Origin of the sequence: Paenarthrobacter nitroguajacolicus (assembly GCF_031455195.1) — a bacterium.
Classification (GTDB): domain Bacteria; phylum Actinomycetota; class Actinomycetes; order Actinomycetales; family Micrococcaceae; genus Arthrobacter; species Arthrobacter nitroguajacolicus_D.
The window spans coordinates 72954-88095 of record NZ_JAVDSH010000007.1 but is presented as its reverse complement, the minus strand read 5'-3'; the positions used below and the strand labels follow the sequence as shown (position 1 = coordinate 88095).

Annotated in this window: 17 protein-coding genes; 9 read left to right on the top strand and 8 right to left on the bottom strand. The window is 59.5% G+C overall.

Translation table 11 applies throughout. The features are described from left to right. Positions 1-17 precede the first annotated feature (17 nt). Positions 18-1403 (bottom strand): MFS transporter, encoded by a 1386-nt coding sequence (locus J2Y68_RS15445; RefSeq protein ID WP_309994669.1) that lies wholly within the window; start codon positions 1401-1403, stop codon positions 18-20. A 722-nt stretch (positions 1404-2125) separates the two neighbouring features. Between J2Y68_RS15445 and J2Y68_RS15440 the strand changes: the two genes are divergently transcribed. The 7 genes from J2Y68_RS15440 to J2Y68_RS15410 are packed head-to-tail and all read left to right on the top strand — an operon-like array spanning position 2126 to position 8010. Beyond that, positions 2126-2806, top strand: a complete 681-nt coding sequence (locus tag J2Y68_RS15440; RefSeq protein WP_309994668.1) for a 4-carboxy-4-hydroxy-2-oxoadipate aldolase/oxaloacetate decarboxylase — start codon at positions 2126-2128, stop codon at positions 2804-2806. Further along, positions 2803-3915 carry a 4-oxalomesaconate tautomerase gene (locus J2Y68_RS15435; protein ID WP_309994667.1) on the top strand — a complete coding sequence of 371 codons (1113 nt, stop codon included), beginning with the start codon at positions 2803-2805 and terminating at the stop codon, positions 3913-3915. The genes J2Y68_RS15440 and J2Y68_RS15435 overlap by 4 nt, the downstream gene beginning before the upstream one ends. Then, a complete protein-coding gene (locus J2Y68_RS15430) occupies positions 3912-4925 on the top strand; it encodes an amidohydrolase family protein (protein ID WP_309994666.1) in 1014 nt (337 codons plus the stop codon). Before J2Y68_RS15435 ends, J2Y68_RS15430 begins: the two co-directional genes overlap by 4 nt. Next, the gene (locus J2Y68_RS15425; protein ID WP_309994665.1) at positions 4922-5815 is read left to right on the top strand and encodes an amidohydrolase family protein; all 894 of its coding nucleotides are present in this window, start codon (positions 4922-4924) and stop codon (positions 5813-5815) included. Before J2Y68_RS15430 ends, J2Y68_RS15425 begins: the two co-directional genes overlap by 4 nt. 1 nt (position 5816) lies before the next feature. Continuing rightward, on the top strand, positions 5817-6215 hold the full coding sequence (gene ligA, locus J2Y68_RS15420) for a protocatechuate 4,5-dioxygenase subunit alpha (RefSeq protein WP_309994664.1): 399 nt from the start codon (positions 5817-5819) through the stop codon (positions 6213-6215). Next, positions 6215-7063, top strand: coding sequence for a class III extradiol dioxygenase subunit beta (locus tag J2Y68_RS15415; RefSeq protein WP_309994661.1), 849 nt, complete (start codon positions 6215-6217; stop codon positions 7061-7063). The genes ligA and J2Y68_RS15415 overlap by 1 nt, the downstream gene beginning before the upstream one ends. Continuing rightward, positions 7060-8010 carry a Gfo/Idh/MocA family oxidoreductase gene (locus J2Y68_RS15410; protein ID WP_309994660.1) on the top strand — a complete coding sequence of 317 codons (951 nt, stop codon included), beginning with the start codon at positions 7060-7062 and terminating at the stop codon, positions 8008-8010. Before J2Y68_RS15415 ends, J2Y68_RS15410 begins: the two co-directional genes overlap by 4 nt. A gap of 15 nt (positions 8011-8025) precedes the next feature. Here the strand turns inward: J2Y68_RS15410 and J2Y68_RS15405 are convergent, their stop codons facing one another. Genes J2Y68_RS15405 through J2Y68_RS15395 form a run of 3 tightly spaced genes read right to left on the bottom strand, consistent with a single transcriptional unit; the run spans position 8026 to position 11070 of the window. Further along, on the bottom strand, positions 8026-8820 hold the full coding sequence (locus J2Y68_RS15405) for a hypothetical protein (RefSeq protein ID WP_309994659.1): 795 nt from the start codon (positions 8818-8820) through the stop codon (positions 8026-8028). After that, entirely contained in the window at positions 8817-9830 is a 1014-nt protein-coding gene (locus J2Y68_RS15400; RefSeq protein ID WP_309994658.1) for an aldo/keto reductase, read from the bottom strand. The genes J2Y68_RS15405 and J2Y68_RS15400 overlap by 4 nt, the downstream gene beginning before the upstream one ends. Positions 9831-9882: 52 nt before the next feature. Next, positions 9883-11070 carry a 4-hydroxybenzoate 3-monooxygenase gene (locus tag J2Y68_RS15395; RefSeq protein WP_309994657.1) on the bottom strand — a complete coding sequence of 396 codons (1188 nt, stop codon included), beginning with the start codon at positions 11068-11070 and terminating at the stop codon, positions 9883-9885. A gap of 364 nt (positions 11071-11434) precedes the next feature. Between J2Y68_RS15395 and J2Y68_RS15390 the strand changes: the two genes are divergently transcribed. Both J2Y68_RS15390 and J2Y68_RS15385 read left to right on the top strand, forming a co-directional pair. Beyond that, positions 11435-11998 carry a GntR family transcriptional regulator gene (locus J2Y68_RS15390; RefSeq protein WP_309994656.1) on the top strand — a complete coding sequence of 188 codons (564 nt, stop codon included), beginning with the start codon at positions 11435-11437 and terminating at the stop codon, positions 11996-11998. A gap of 690 nt (positions 11999-12688) precedes the next feature. Further along, a complete protein-coding gene (locus J2Y68_RS15385; RefSeq protein ID WP_309994655.1) occupies positions 12689-13669 on the top strand; it encodes an alpha/beta hydrolase in 981 nt (326 codons plus the stop codon). A gap of 119 nt (positions 13670-13788) precedes the next feature. Here the strand turns inward: J2Y68_RS15385 and J2Y68_RS15380 are convergent, their stop codons facing one another. The 4 genes from J2Y68_RS15380 to J2Y68_RS15365 form a co-directional block, all read right to left on the bottom strand. Next, entirely contained in the window at positions 13789-13917 is a 129-nt protein-coding gene (locus J2Y68_RS15380) for a nucleoside triphosphate pyrophosphohydrolase family protein (RefSeq protein WP_309994654.1), read from the bottom strand. 468 nt (positions 13918-14385) lie between these two features. Continuing rightward, entirely contained in the window at positions 14386-14490 is a 105-nt protein-coding gene (locus J2Y68_RS15375) for a hypothetical protein (protein ID WP_309994814.1), read from the bottom strand. Further along, positions 14451-14690: a hypothetical protein gene (locus J2Y68_RS15370; protein ID WP_309994653.1), complete on the bottom strand. Its 240-nt coding sequence runs from the start codon at positions 14688-14690 to the stop codon at positions 14451-14453. The genes J2Y68_RS15375 and J2Y68_RS15370 overlap by 40 nt, the downstream gene beginning before the upstream one ends. 143 nt (positions 14691-14833) lie before the next feature. Continuing rightward, complete coding sequence (locus J2Y68_RS15365) at positions 14834-15136, bottom strand: hypothetical protein (protein ID WP_309994652.1); 303 nt, start codon at positions 15134-15136, stop codon at positions 14834-14836. Positions 15137-15142: the final 6 nt, after the last annotated feature.

Genomic DNA, 15142 nt, shown 5'->3' with positions numbered 1-15142 from the left:
GCCGGATTGTGGGGTGGTCATCGATTTAGGGATTCGATTTCTGGCTCTGTGAGCACCGCGGTGTTCTTTATCCTCTGGATTTCGTCGGCTAGTTTGGCGTGAGTCAGAGCGTCGACGTTCCAGAAGAGCAATGCAACTGCTGATAGTGCAAGGGCCGAGCATGGAACCCATGTCTGCATCGAGACGATGGCTCCGATTACGTCGGCGGACGGAGTGGCTGAAGGATCGAATGCAACGGCGTGCAGAACTGTGCCGATTGTTGTTGCGCCAAGCGCACCTGCCAAGCCGATGACCAGACTGAACCAACCGAGAATGACAGCGGTCTTGTCGTGGCCGAGTCGGATCTCGGTCACTTCACGGAGGTCGTAGATCATCGCGTAGCTGCAGCTCAGGGCGAAAGCGTTGCAGATTCCAAACGCGGCGGTGATTGTGGCGCCTGCGACGTACCCGTCAAATCTGAGGAAATACATGATGATACTGGTCACGGCGAAGACGCTCATGCCAAGCATGATGGTTGCACGTTTCCCCAGTTTCTTTGCGAGGTAGTTCCCTGGAATGACCGCCACGAGTGTGGAAGCCGTCGAAACAATAAACAGTGTTGAAGCAACATGCTCTGGCAACTTGAGGACATACACGCCGAGATAGATCAGGGTTCCTCCAATCAAGGCGTTGCCGAAGAAGTAGGCAAGTCCCCACACCAAAACGGACCAGACCGGCCGGAGTTTCAGAATGACCACAGCGGAGCGGATCGAACCAGCAGATTGAACCTGACTTCCAAGAAGGCCGGTTTCGCGCCCCCGAGTCATCCGCCACGCGAGAATTCCGAATCCTCCCCCGGGCAGGGCGCAGCAGAGAATCACGGCAGCGGTCCAGGCAATGGGCGTGGTCAGGGCCGGTTCGAGCATGGCTTGCACTTGGACGACCAGCGTGCCGCCAACCAGCACAGAGATGTACAGGATGGCGGTACAAATGCTGCGGACAGTGGTGCGCTGGTTGTAGTCCGTTGTTAGATTTGCGCCGAGTGCGTCGTACGGCACCAGGAAGGCGTAATACGTCACGGAGAACAGAAGCGCGACGACGAGATAATAGGCGCCTGTAGCTTCGCCAAGGTCGACGCTGGTGAAAAGCAGTACCAGGAGGCCCATCGCCGGCAGTGCCGTAACGATCATGAAGGGCCGCCGCCGGCCGTACCGGGACCTGCTGCGGTCGGACAGGTGCCCGAGCACGGGGCTGCAGAGAGCTCCTGCCAGCAGCGCTGTGCCGCTGATGGCGCCGGCGGTTGCGGGATCCACGCCGACGACGGTCGACAGATAATAAATGAAGTAGAAGGCAAAGAGATTTTCCCCCACCCGCATCATGGAGCCGAGGCCGTAGCCCCAGGCCATCCCGTTGTTCCTTCGCATGGATTCTTTGCTTTCTTGTTTTGGGTTTGCTTTCGCGGACTCCGGCTTAGCACTGGGTGTGCACGGTTTCGATAAGAGGCTTGTGCTTGCTCAGCTTCCAACCGAACCTGCGTGTAGGTCGCAGACGTGGAGCCGGTGTTCCGCTCGCTGCTGTCACCCCGCCGCCCTGCCCGCCCTGGGACCGTTGGGTGTCGGCCGGTCCAATAGAGCCTTTAGAAAAAGGTACGGGTTTTCCAGCGTTATGTATAGAGCTTTATAAATAAAAAGGTTCGCGCATTGTTCCGCCACGCCGTGGCTGCAGGGGTAAAAGGGTTAGTTGGCGCGGGCTGCCGACGGCTTGTGAGGCATGGCAGATGGGGGCCACGGGCTAGGACAAATGTACAGAGCCGATCAGTGGTCCGGCCCTCTAGTGTGGTGATCCCCAGCCGACCAATGGAGGTCCCTGTGACGGTTTTACATGTAATGACGGCGCCCGCGCTGCCTTGCGGCGGTGTTCTCACGGGTGAGCACTGCCCGGCGACGGGCTGGTGGCAGATGGTGCAATCCGAGGAGGACGTAGGACCGATTCGTCATCCACGGTTCATCGGTCAAGGATCGCTCATGCCGGCTTCTGGCGAGGGCGTCCGGGTCTTCTGGGTGCCGAGCCATCGCTCCCGGCGCCAGAGCGAGTATTAGCTCGCGGCCTGGCAGTCAATCACTCACGTTTAGGAAGAAGGACAATCATGGCAAGAGTCGTTAGAGGCGTTTCTCGCACTCCGCTCGATATTGTCGATGGTCTGGCGGAGTTGGGCGTGGCGACGGTTCACGAGGCGCAGGGCAGGATCGGCCTGTTGGATGTCCGGCTTCGGCCCATCTTCCCCGCAAAAATTGCCGGGAACGCATTGACGTGCGAAGTCGCCCCTGGTGACAACTGGTCAATCCACGTTGCCGTAGAGCAGGCACAGCCTGGCGACATACTGGTCGTTACGCCGACAAGCGCGAGCGAGGACGGCTACCTTGGCGACCTACTGGCCGAAAGCCTGCTGGCCTATGGTGTGCGGGGCCTGGTCATTGACGCCGGAGTGCGGGATGTTGCAGCTCTCACGGAGATGGGTTTCCCCGTCTGGGCAAAGACGATCGGGGCCCAAGGCACGGTCAAGGAAACCGTTGGCAACGTCCAAGTTCCCGTTGTGATTGCAAACCAGCTGGTCCGGCCCGGCGATGTCATTGTGGCCGATAGCGACGGTGTCTGCGTGGCTCGCCGGGAAGATGCAAAGGCAGTTCTCGCAAAGGCTCAGGAAAGGGAAGCCAACGAAGCCAACAAGCGTGCGCGCCTGAAGGCTGGCGAACTTGGTCTTGATATTTACGACATGCGGGACCGTCTTGCGGCCAAGGGCCTCACCTATGAGGACTACCAGGGATGACCAGCACCCAGCAGGCAGTAGCGTGCTCCGTCATGCGGGGCGGTACCTCTAAGGGCCTCTATTTCCTGGCCGAAGATCTGCCCTCCGACTCTAGCGCCCGGGATACTTTTTTGCTGGCCGCGTTGGGCTCACCTGACGCCCGTGAAATTGACGGCATGGGCGGAGGACATCCTCTGACGTCAAAGGTCGCTGTCGTGAGCAAATCGAAACGGCCCGGCATCGACGTGGACTACCTGTTCTTGCAGGTCTGGCCCGACCGCGCCGAAGTCAGCGACCAGCAGAACTGCGGTAACATCCTTGCCGGGGTCGGTCCTTTCGCCCTCGAGAAGGGATTGGTGCCTGCCGTGGACGGGCTCACACCTGTCGCTATCCACATGGTAAACACCGATGCCAAGGCAACCGCGTACGTCCAGACTCCCGGCGGTGTAGTCAACTACAGTGGCGAAGCTCGGATCGATGGAGTCCCTGGAACCCACGCGCCCATCACGATCAACTTTGAAGACGTCGCAGGCTCCAGCTGCGGATCGCTGCTGCCGACCGGCAACGTCGCCGACGTCATTGATGGCGTTCAGGTCACTTGCATCGACAACGGCATGCCCGTCGTATGCCTGAGGGCCGCGGACTTCGGCATCTCAGGCTACGAGACACCCGGGGAGCTTGAATCGGACACTACGCTCAGCAAGCGTCTCGAGGAAATTCGTCTGGTGGCCGGAGTCCTGATGAACCTCGGAGATGTCACCAATAAGACGGTGCCCAAGTTGAGCCTGTTGGCTCCGGCGAGAAACGGCGGGGCACTTAGCACGCGCACTTTCATCCCGCATCGGGTCCACGAGTCGATCGGCGTGCTCGGAGCCGTCACGGTGGCCACCGCCTGCGTGCTCAATGGAAGCGTAGCTGCGGAAGTTGCAGGCACGGAGATCTCCGGCCAAGCCACCAGTAGAAACTGCCAGATAGATGTCGAACACCCTACCGGCTCATTCTCCGTGGAGATGGACGTCGACAGTTCGTCAGGGCGTCCAGTGGTCTCCAAGTCCGCTCTGGTTCGTACGGCGCGAATGTTGATGTCGGGCTCCGTCTTTGTCCAAAAATCATCTTGGGAGCACTCATGATTATTGACTGCCACGGCCACTACACGACCGTGCCGCAGCTGCACAACCAGTGGAGAATTGACCAGCTGGCCGCCTACGCCGCCGGCCAGCCCAGTCCCTTGTATCCGTCCATCCCGGACGAGGTCATTGTCGAATCCATTGAGGCGAACCAGCTGCGCTTGATCACCGAGCGCGGCATCGACCTGACGGTCTTCTCGCCCCGTGCTTCCGCTATGGGCCATCATGAAGGGGACCAAAGAATCAGCGAGGAGTGGACGACGGCGTGCAACAACCTCATCAAGCGCGTCGTTGACCTTTTCCCCGACAGGTTCATAGGTGTCGGTCAGCTTCCCCAATCACCCGGTGCCGCCCTCACTGCCTCCATCAAGGAACTCGACCGCTGTGTCAACGAGCTTGGCTTCATCGGGTGCAACCTCAATCCGGACCCAAGCGGGGGTAGATGGACCTCGGCGCCGCTGACGGATAAGTACTGGTACCCCCTATACGAGAAGATGGGCGAGCTCGACGTTCCGGCCATGATTCACGTCTCGGCATCCTGCAACCCGAACTTCCACGCCACTGGCGCACATTATATGAACGCCGACACCACAGCTTTCATGCAGCTCATACAAGGTGACCTGTTCACCGATTTCCCTACGCTGAAGTTCATCATCCCGCACGGAGGCGGCGCAGTCCCCTACCACTGGGGACGCTACCGCGGCCTCGCCGACATGCTCAAACGCCCCGCCCTGGAGGAGCACGTCATGAACAACGTCTTCTTCGACACCTGCGTCTACCATCAGCCAGGCATTGACCTGCTCCTGGACGTCATCGAGAACAAAAACATCTTGTTCGGCTCGGAAATGATCGGCGCGGTGCGGGGCCTGGACCCGACAACTGGACAATACTTCGACGACACCAGGCGCTACATTGAAGCCGCCAACATCCCCAGGCAAGACCGCCAACGGATTTACGCAGGAAACGCCCGGGATGTTTTCCCCCGCTTGGATCAGAAGCTGGTGACGGTATGAGCACCCACGCTTTCGTCAAAGACGTCACATGGCTCGACTGGGACCCGAACCCAAGCAAACCAAGGTTCCAGGTCCCGGACGGTGCGGTGGATGCGCACTGCCATGTCTTCGGGCCGGGTAACACCTTCCCCTTCGCCCCGGAGAGAAAATACACTCCCTGCGACGCCAGCCGGGAACAACTGTTTGCCCTGCGGGACTTCCTCGGCTTCAAAAAGAATGTCGTCGTCCAGGCGACATGCCACGGGTCGGACAATTCCGCACTTCTGGACGTTCTGAAACACTCCGACGACAAAGCCCGCGGCGTGGTGACTATCAAACCCGATATCACCGAGGCCGAACTGGGCAGAATGCACGAACTCGGTGTCCGCGGCGTCCGCTTCAACTACGTCAAGCGCTTGGTCGACCCTCAACCGGACAACTACTATCGCGAGATCATCGACAAGATCCGTCCCCTGGGCTGGCACCTCGTCCTCTACTTCGAACCGGCAGACCTGCTGGAAAAGTGGGATTTTTTCACAAGCCTGCACATCCCACTCGTGATCGACCACATGGGTCGGCCTGACGTAACCAAGTCCGTTGAAGGACCCGAGTTTGATCAGTTCCTGCGCTTCATGCACGAGAACCCCAACGTCATCTCCAAGGTCAGCTGCCCGGACCGCATCACCGTCATGGGTGCGCCACACTACGCAGACGTGGTCCCCTTCGCCAAGGCAATCGTGGAGGAATTTCCCCTGCGGGTCCTTTGGGGAACCGACTGGCCCCACCCCAACATGAGGAACGAAATGCCCGACGACGGGATCCTCGTGGACTACGTCCCTTCCATCGCGACCACACAGGACCTGCAGGAAAAGCTACTGGTCACCAACCCCAACACCCTTTACTGGAGCTGACATGAAACCCGATTTCGAACAGTTCAACGACCTCCCCGGCACCACCATTTTCACCCTCAAGCGCGCACGTGATGGCTTCCAGCTGAACCAGTTCTGCATGAGCCTTCGATCGGAGGCCAACCGGAAAAGGTTCCTCGCCGACGAACGCACATATCTTGACGAATGGGACATGACCGAAGAGCAGAAACAGGCAATCCTGGACCGCGACTTCCAAGAGATGCTCGACCACGGCGGCAACGTCTACTTCCTCTCCAAAATATTCGCCGCTGAAGGAAAGTCATACGTCCAGGCCGTCAGCACGATGACAGACATGAACGTGGAGCAATACCAGTCAATGATGGTCGGCGGAGGGCGCAACGTCGAAGGCTGGCGCTCCAAGAAAGAACGAGGCGAAGCATAATGGCCAAAATTTCAGCCGGAATCGCCACCAGCCATGTACCGGCAGTTGGCGCAGCCATCGACATGGGCCGCTCCCAGGAAGACTATTGGAAGCCCATGTTCGATGGGTACGAGTTCTCCAAGAACTGGATCAAGAGCAACAACCCTGACGTGGCCATCATCGTCTACAACGATCATGCGTCCTACTTTGGCATGGAAATCATGCCGACCTTCGCCATGGGAGTAGCTCAATCCTTCGACATCTGCGATGAAGGCTACGGACCCCGCCCAGTCCCCACCGTAGAGGGCGCCCCCGAGCTTGCCACCCACCTGGCAGCATCGCTCATCCTCGACGACTTTGACCTGACGGTTCTGAACGTCCTCGAAGTCGATCACGGTCTGACGGTGCCAATGTCGCTCATGTTCGGAACCCCGGACCACTGGCCCACCAAAGTGATCCCTCTGGCGGTGAACGTGGTGATGTATCCGCAACCCTCCGGTGAGCGCTGCCTTTCCATTGGCAAGGCCATCCGGCATGCCGTGGAGGAATTCGACGAGGATCTCAACGTACAGGTCTGGGGAACTGGCGGTATGAGCCATCAGATTCAAGGCGCCCGTGCGGGTCTGATCAATCTCCCTTGGGACCAGAAATTCATGGACGACCTCATTAATCAGCCCGAGGTTCTGCAGTACAAACCACACCTCGAATACATGCGCGAGGCAGGGTCTGAAGGAGTTGAGCTCATCATGTGGCTCATCATGCGCGGGGCTTTGAGCGACAAAGTCGATGAGGTCTACCGCTTCAACCACGTACCAGCGTCCAACACCTCCGTTGGGCACCTGATTCTCACCCCACAGGAGAACGCATGACCATCAATATCGCCGTTGTCGGGCTGGGGGCCTTCGGCAAGAAGCACCTCGATGCCCTCGCCCAGATTCCCGACGCCCGGATTCAGTACGTGGCACACAGCAAGATGGACAAAGCCAAGGAGGTCGCCGTCGAGTACGGGGCCAAAGCTGCCTTCACCGATTACACGGAACTGCTGCAGCAGGAGGACCTTGACGGTGTCATTCTCGCGACGCCCACACAGATGCACTACGCCCAGACGTTGGAGGCCCTGAAAGCCGGCAAGCACGTCATGGTCGAAATTCCCATGGCCGACTCCCTCGCCGGAGTCCAGGACATAGTCCGGGCGCAGCAGGAGGAAGGTTTGATCGCCATGGCCGGGCACACACGACGGTTCAACCCTTCTCACCAATTCGTGCACAATAAGATCACGACGGGAGAGTTCTCAATCCAGCAGATGGACGTGCAGACATACTTCTTCCGTCGAACCAACACAAACGCACTCGGTGAGCCGCGTTCCTGGACCGACCATCTCCTTTGGCACCATGCGGCCCACACAGTTGACCTGTTCCAGTATCAAACCGGAGAGAAGGTTGTGAAGGCCAACGCCGTTCAAGGACCTAAACATCCCGAGCTGGGTATCGCCATGGACATGTCCATCCAACTCCAAAGCGAGAAGGGAAAGATCTGCACGCTCTCGCTTTCGTTCAACAACGACGGCCCCCTCGGCACGTTTTTCCGGTACATCGGCGACACGGAAACCTACATCGCACGCTACGACGACCTGGTGGATGGGAAAGAGAACCCGATCTATGTCTCAGGTGTCGCCGTGTCCATGAACGGCATCGAACTCCAAGACCGAGAGTTCGTCGCAGCAATCCAGGAACAGAGGGAGCCGAACTCTAGCGTCGCCAAGGTGCTGCCCTGCTACGAAGTACTCGACGCTCTCCAACGGCAGCTCGAATTTTAACATCCCGCATTGGGGCTAGGGTTTCCTGCTGAAAGGAACCCGAGTCCCATGCAGGATGCGGCCGTAGTTAAACTGCAGGGCCGCAATCATCGGGCTGTCGTATTCACTATCGCGAAGCATCTGGGCAACATTCAGAAGTTCCAGTTCCTGGCGTTTGACCTGGTAGGCGGTCCGGGAAACATGTCCTGCGACCGTCTCCGCCGAAGCTGTATCGAACCAGTCCAGAATCTCGCGGTATCCCCAGTCCTGCAGTCCCATGCGTTCGGCAGCCCACAAACAATCGACGACCACACCGGCCAAGCCCTTCGCCAAGAGATCACTAAGCAATCCACGGCTGGCAGCATCTCCCGGAACATCTGATACGTACTCGACATTGACGTTCATACCGGCGAGCATCTCGGTAAATCTCCCGGCCCCTGGGCCGGCAACAACCAGTCGGAGAGGCTCGATCGGGAGGGCGTGCTCGTTCAACGCCGCCACGTCAACAAACACGCCCTCGGCGCAAGATTCGGCGAGGTTCTTCTTCGCAGCCGGCGTTCCTGCAGTCAAATCAGCGAAAACCGCTCCTTCTCGGAGCAACGGAACAACGCCTTCGGCGATGCTGCTCCGAAGCCTCCCAAAGTCCTGGACCACAACCAAGTCTGCCTGTCCCATTGCCTCATCGAGTGCGGGCGAAAGGGCCGTGGTGCCGTGCTGTTGTGTACCGGTCTCCAAGTGGACGACCTTGGCACCGGAATGCAGAAAACCCTGGGCCAAGGATAAGGCGGCCGCGCCGCGGCCGAGGACGGTAATTCTGGCAGGGACGCTCATCTGCCTAAAATTCCGGATGTCGTCATAGTGGAGTTGTTCCGATCGAACAGTTGCATCTGCGCTTCGGTGTGGTGTTCACCTTCGGGCTGGGTGACCTTGTCCAGCGCGGATACTTGCTCGGCGGAGAGCTTGACGTCCAGGGCTTGGAGGTCTTCTTCCAGATGGGAGATGCGGATCGTACCGGGGATCGGGGACCAGTCTTCCCCTTTTGCCATCAACCAGGCAAGGGCGACCTGGGAGGGGGTAGCGTTGACCTCGTCAGCAATGGCCTCCACTTCACGGAGTACCTGAAGGTTGCGTTCCAGCACGCCATCCTCGAAACGGGGGTTGGTTAGACGCCAGTCGGAGGCATCGAGCTGCCCACGGGAACGGATCGTTCCGGTCAGCAGCCCGCGCGCCAGCGGAGAGTAAGGCACAAACCCGATACCAAGTTCACGCAGCACGTCCAGGGTCCCGTCGTCACCATCCCGGGTCCACAGAGAGTACTCCGACTGCAGCGCGGTGATGGGGTGGACAGCGTTGGCCCGCCGGATCGTGTCCTGTCCTGCCTCCGACAAGCCGATATGCCGGATCTTGCCTTCGATAATGAGCTCGCTCAGGGTCCCTATGACTTCTTCGATGGGCACATTCTTGTCGACACGGTGCTGGTAGTAGAGGTCGATGTAGTCGGTATCCAGGCGACTCAACGAACCTTCAACGGCGTTGCGAATATTGGCGGCTGAGCTGTCCAGGGGACCAGGTCTGCCCACATGGGATATCAGGCCGAATTTGGAGGTGAGGACGACCTTGTCGCGCCGGCCTTTTAAGGCCTTGCCGAGAAGAACCTCGTTCTTGAAGGGGCCGTAAAGTTCGGCACTGTCGAAATGGGTTACACCCAATTCGATAGCCCTATGAATGACCCGGACCGATTCACTCTCGTTTTGGGTGTGACCTGTATAGAGGTGCGACATCCCCATACAGCCAAGACCGAGGGCTGAAACGGTAAGGTCACGAAGATTCACATATCGCATAAGGAGACTTCCGCTTCTTTCAAGAGAGGGATGTTGGTGCGCGGCTCAGGGTCTAGCTCGAGGTCGGCCAGCCGGTGTACGACTCCGCAAGATAGGCCTTGGCGTGCTCGGACGTGACCACGGAGTGAAGCTCACCGAGTTGGCGGGCACGGTCGAAGTCGTCGGCGCCAGGCACCGTGTGCAGCATGGATGTCATCCAGTACGAGAAGTGCTGAGCGTTCCAGACGCGATCCAAGGCGCGGTCGCTGTAGGAATCCAACAGCGCAGTGGAACCGTTGGAGTAGAAGGAATCCAGGCCTTCGAACAGCACCTTGACGTCGTGGATGGCCAGGTTGAGGCCCTTGGCGCCGGTGGGCGGGACCGTGTGCGCAGCATCGCCGGCGAGGAAAAGGTTGCCGTGACGCATGGGGGTGTGCACGAAGCTGCGGAACGGCAGGACCATCTTTTCCAGAACGGGTCCCTCCTTGAGCTCAAACCCGTTGCCGTTGACGCGCTTGCGGAACTCGGTCCAGATGCGTTCGTCGTCCCAGTCGGCCACGTTCTCTTTGGGGTCGCACTGGAAGTACATGCGTTGAACGGTTTCAGTGCGCTGACTGATCAGCGCGAAACCATTCTCGGAGTTGGCGTAGATGAGTTCGTCGGCACTACGCGGTGCCTCAGCGAGAATTCCAAACCATGCAAACGGATACTCGTGAAAATACCATTTGCGGTTGGCCTCGGGGATCTGGAAGCGACAGTGGCTTCGCGACCCATCGGCACCCACAAGGAAGTCGGCCTGAATCTCGAACTCCTGGTCGTCCGCGTCGGTGAACCAGACTTTCGGCTTACCTTCGAAGTCGTGCACAGTGGTGTCCGTGACGCTGTACCGGACGTCGCCGCCGTCGGCCTCCCGCTTAGCGGCGAGATCCATGAAGACGTCGGTCTGCGGGTACAGCCACACCGATTCACCCACAAGCTCCTTGAAATTGATGCGGTGGCTCTCGCCGTTGAACCGCAGCTCGATACCGTCGTGTCGGTCGCCCTCGCGCAGCACCCGGTCCGAGACGCCGGAATCCACCAGCAGGTTCACGGTGCCGTGCTCCAGGATTCCAGCGCGGACTGTTTCCTGGATTTCCTTGCGGCTACGGATTTCCACCACCACGGACTCGATACCCTGCTTTGCCAGCAAATGCGACAGCATGAGACCGGCAGGGCCTCCGCCCATGATGGCAACTTGGGTGGTAATCGGTGTACGTGCCATAGTTTTCCTCGCTTCGTTGCGGACCCCGGCTTGCTCGAAAGCGGGATGAATCTGAAATCAGTGTGACCCGCAAGGAGTGATTGGCGTTACAAGGATTCCGTTCAACGGAAAATGCGGCCCCGGGACGGCAGAAAGACTGGCGCATAAAGCTATGAGAATGACAAGCGCTGAGCTCGCAACCTGCCTGCGGCCGCCTCTCGGCCCGCTTGCCTGAGGCAAGCCGCTGCCTCCAAGAATGGCTCTTTCAGCGGGAGCGGTAGAGGTGGCACGACGTACACCAGTCGCAGACATCGAAGGCCGCTCAGCTGACTGCGGCCTCTGAAAGCGCGAACGTTCACCCTTTATTTAGCGGATGGAGCACACCTTGGCCCAAGTAGATTTAACTGTCACCCCCACTTTGGTTGCGGACCAAGTCTTCGACGTCCTGCGCAGCCGGATCCTGGCAGGAGAGCTGGCCGGTGGCTTCCCTCTAAGGGTGCGAGATGTTGCGGCCATGGTAGGCACCAGTGTCATGCCCGTTCGAGAGGCGATACGTCGTCTGGAAGAAGCCGGCCTTGCCACGCGCATTCCGCATAAGGGGGCAGTGGTCAGAAAATTCAGCGTCAGTGAATTGATCCATGTCTACCAGGTCCGAACCTTGTTGGAAGTGCAGGTCGCGCGGCGAGGCGCGGGAAGGGTCACGGACGCGGACCTCACCAAGATGCAGGCGGCCTGCGACCGGATGCTTCAAGCGGTAGCCGAGGAAAGGGTCTCAGACGCACTGGATGAGGACGAGGTAATTCACCGCACACTGTACAACGCGGGCGGTAACCCCTTTCTGACAAGCGTCATAGAAACGTTGTGGTTGCAGTGCCGGCCTTACAAGGTCATGGGCGCTGCAGAAGCCACTGCCAACGATGATCTGTACCTCACAGCAGGCAATTGTTGACGCCACCAGGCTCAGGGACGCTGACAGGGCCTCAGAACTCATTGACCAATCGCTTGACAGCGCCCTCGAGCGCCTTGAACGACGTCTAATTCCCTCCGGTGCTTCCCCTCATGAACGGGAATCCCTAATAGCCGCGGCACAGTAGCAGCGGCATGACCCGACAACCAACCCACATAGTAATCGGTATCCGCGGAAGCGCAGTTTCGCTATGACGACCATCCACCGCATGAATACAGCCGTCCGGCCTCCAGCTGAGGCGACGGCGCCACCAGGCCATAGCAAACGACGATGCCGGGCATCGAAGATCTCTATTTCCGCCATCAGCCCCGGCTGGTTAGGTTGAATGTCATGTATCCCCCCACCAACGTTCAACTGTCTGCAGGCCCGGCAATGCCGCACTGCTGGGGCTGCTACCGGACGCCGAGCAGGCCGCAGTGGGGCAGAGAGGGGAAAGATGATGACGCTGGATGGACGAACGTGGCCAGCCTCAGGATTCATCAGTGAGGTCGTGCCGCAAGGCTCCCCGATCGGATGACGTCCATACAGGGCTTGGGGACAACCAGTAACACCATAGGTTGATTCCGGTTCCCTAACACTATTTTGCTGACGCGGAAGCGTTCACCGAAACGACCGAGGCAGCGACAGTAAGAGACTGATACGCAAGCGTAGGCACAAAGAGGAGAGACCGTTTTGACAGGTTACGAGCAGCCCACAGAAGTGGTTCCGCCGCCGCCCCTTGACCGGGAATGCGCTGCAGTCCTGGCCAACATGCCGCCGTTTCCCACTCTCGCTCTGGAGACCCTTAAGGACGTACGTCAGCCGCCGCCAGGCTATGAACCGCCCTCCGACGCTGTCCTGTCGCAGGGCGGCGCTTTCATTATCGAGGAACGGTTTATCCCGGGCGGAACGGGCGCAGACATCAGTGTGGTCATCTGCACTCCCGCCGGGGCCGCGGCTCCTCGGCCAGCACTTTATCTGGTGCATGGGGGAGGCATGGTCAGCGGCACCGCCCGCCAAAGCATGCCCGGCTACATGCATCTCGCGGAAGCTCTGGGTTTGGTCATTGTGGCAGTAGAGTACCGGCTCGCCCCCGAAACGCCTTACCCGGGGCCCGTGGAGGACTGTGCCGCCGGCCTGAAGTGGACGTTCGAAAATTCGGAAGAACTGGGCGTTGATGGCAATCGTGTCATTGTCCTGGGGCAGAGTGCCGGCGGCGGCCTGGCGGCGTCCCTTATTCTGCTCGCACGGGACCATGGGCACCGGATGCCGCTCGGGCTTATGCTGACTGCGCCGATGCTGGATGATCGAAACAACACGGTCTCGGCATGGCAGATGGAGGGAATTGACACCTGGGATCGCGCGCGCAACGAGGTCGGCTGGGCTGCTCTGCTCGGTAGCCGGAGGGGAACACCTGATGTATCCCCATACGCGGCGCCGGCCAGGGCAAGTGATCTGAACGGTTTGCCTCCCACCTTCTTAGACGTCGGTTCAGCCGAAACGTTCCGTGATGAAGTAGTGGCATTCGCCAGCAAGATCTGGAAAAGCGGAGGGCAGGCCGAACTCCATGTCTGGCCCGGGGGCTTCCATGGCTACGAACTGCTTGCGCCCGAGGCAGCAATTTCGCGGGAGACGCGCGCTGCCCGGGAGGCATGGGTGCGGCGCCTGTTGTAGCTGAAGGCCCGATTCAATGGAATGAAGTCGCTAATTCAACGTTGTCATCAGAAGGAAGGCCGCGGTGCTCATAAGCACCGCGGCCTTCCTTCTACCGGGTCCAGCGCCGGTCGGGCCCGTCACACTGCCGGGCAGCTGCCTTCGATGGCGGCGTGGATACGCTCGGTGGCTGCAGCGATGAGATCGACATGAGCCACGTCAGCCAGTGCCATGAGGTAAACAAGGCAGTCAGCCAGTTCTGCTTGCATCTCGGATCTATTTTCGTCAGTAATCGATTGATCATTTGTGAATTGCAGGAGGGAAGCGATTGCCCCCACCCGGCCACTAAGCGCCAGGGTCAGACTGTGCGGCGTCTGCAAGGGCGACCATCCGTACATGTCAGTTAGTTCCCTGAAGGCTCCACGGAGTTCGTCGAGAGTAGCACTGGGCATAATATTTTCTATCTCTTGAAGGGGCATAAGTTGTCCGGTTCGGAAGTTTGCTTAGACTGAGGTTGGTTCGAGGGTGCCTGTAACGAGGCCCTTGCATTGGCCGGCTTGCGGGTGGCCTGATACTGGATCGAAGACATGGCAGGCCACGGTCCGTCCGTCATACGGGGCATCAATGGGATGCGTGTTCCAACACACTTCGGCGGCGTGAGGGCATCACGGAACGATCGGACATCCGACTTCCGGGGCAGCCTTGGCCTGGGCCGTCGTCGCCCGTGTTGTCGTTTGTCATTGCTCCCGCAGCTGAGCCTGGCTGACAACGTCCAGCGTGCTGATGGCCTCGTCGCAGACGATCAGGCGCGGGTTAATCGCCAACGCCCTTGCGTTTGCGATGCGCTGGCGCTGCCCGCCGCTGAATGCGTGAGGATGCGGTCGGCGGCACCTTCCGGCAGCAGCACCTTATCCAGAAGGGACCGGGTCATCCCCAGCGCTGTACCTGCATCTATCCCCGCAGCCGCTTCGAGGGGCTCGGTCAACGACTTTCCGACTGTGGGCGCAGGGTTCAGGGAGCCATCGGGGTCTTGGAACACCACTTGCAGATCAGACGCGATGTGGTGTGCGCATCATCATTTTCGATAGCCGCCTGAAACGAGTGCTGGGTTCACCGACGCCCGGCCAAAAAGGCCCCGGCGCACGCGCCGAGGCCTATCGTTGTCTCCACTCCAGACTGATCCTTCTAGAACATTTCGACATGGGCGCGCACATGGCTCCCGTCATTGCTCAGCCAGCCTTTTCCAGCGGCGAACACAAGCATGTTCGCGAAGCGGTAGTTCCAGCCCATCCCGATCCTGCCGGCGCATTCGCCCTTGATCCAGGCCACGGAAACCATGACTTCCTGGCCATCCAGCTTGCCTGCCGACGTCGACTCAAGCAGCCTTGGGAGACTGTCCCTGGCCGCAGCCGACACCATCACCTTGAAGCTGGTGCAATCGTCTGGTTCATCAAGCGCCACAGACCCTGAGCTGACGCGAACATGCATGGGATC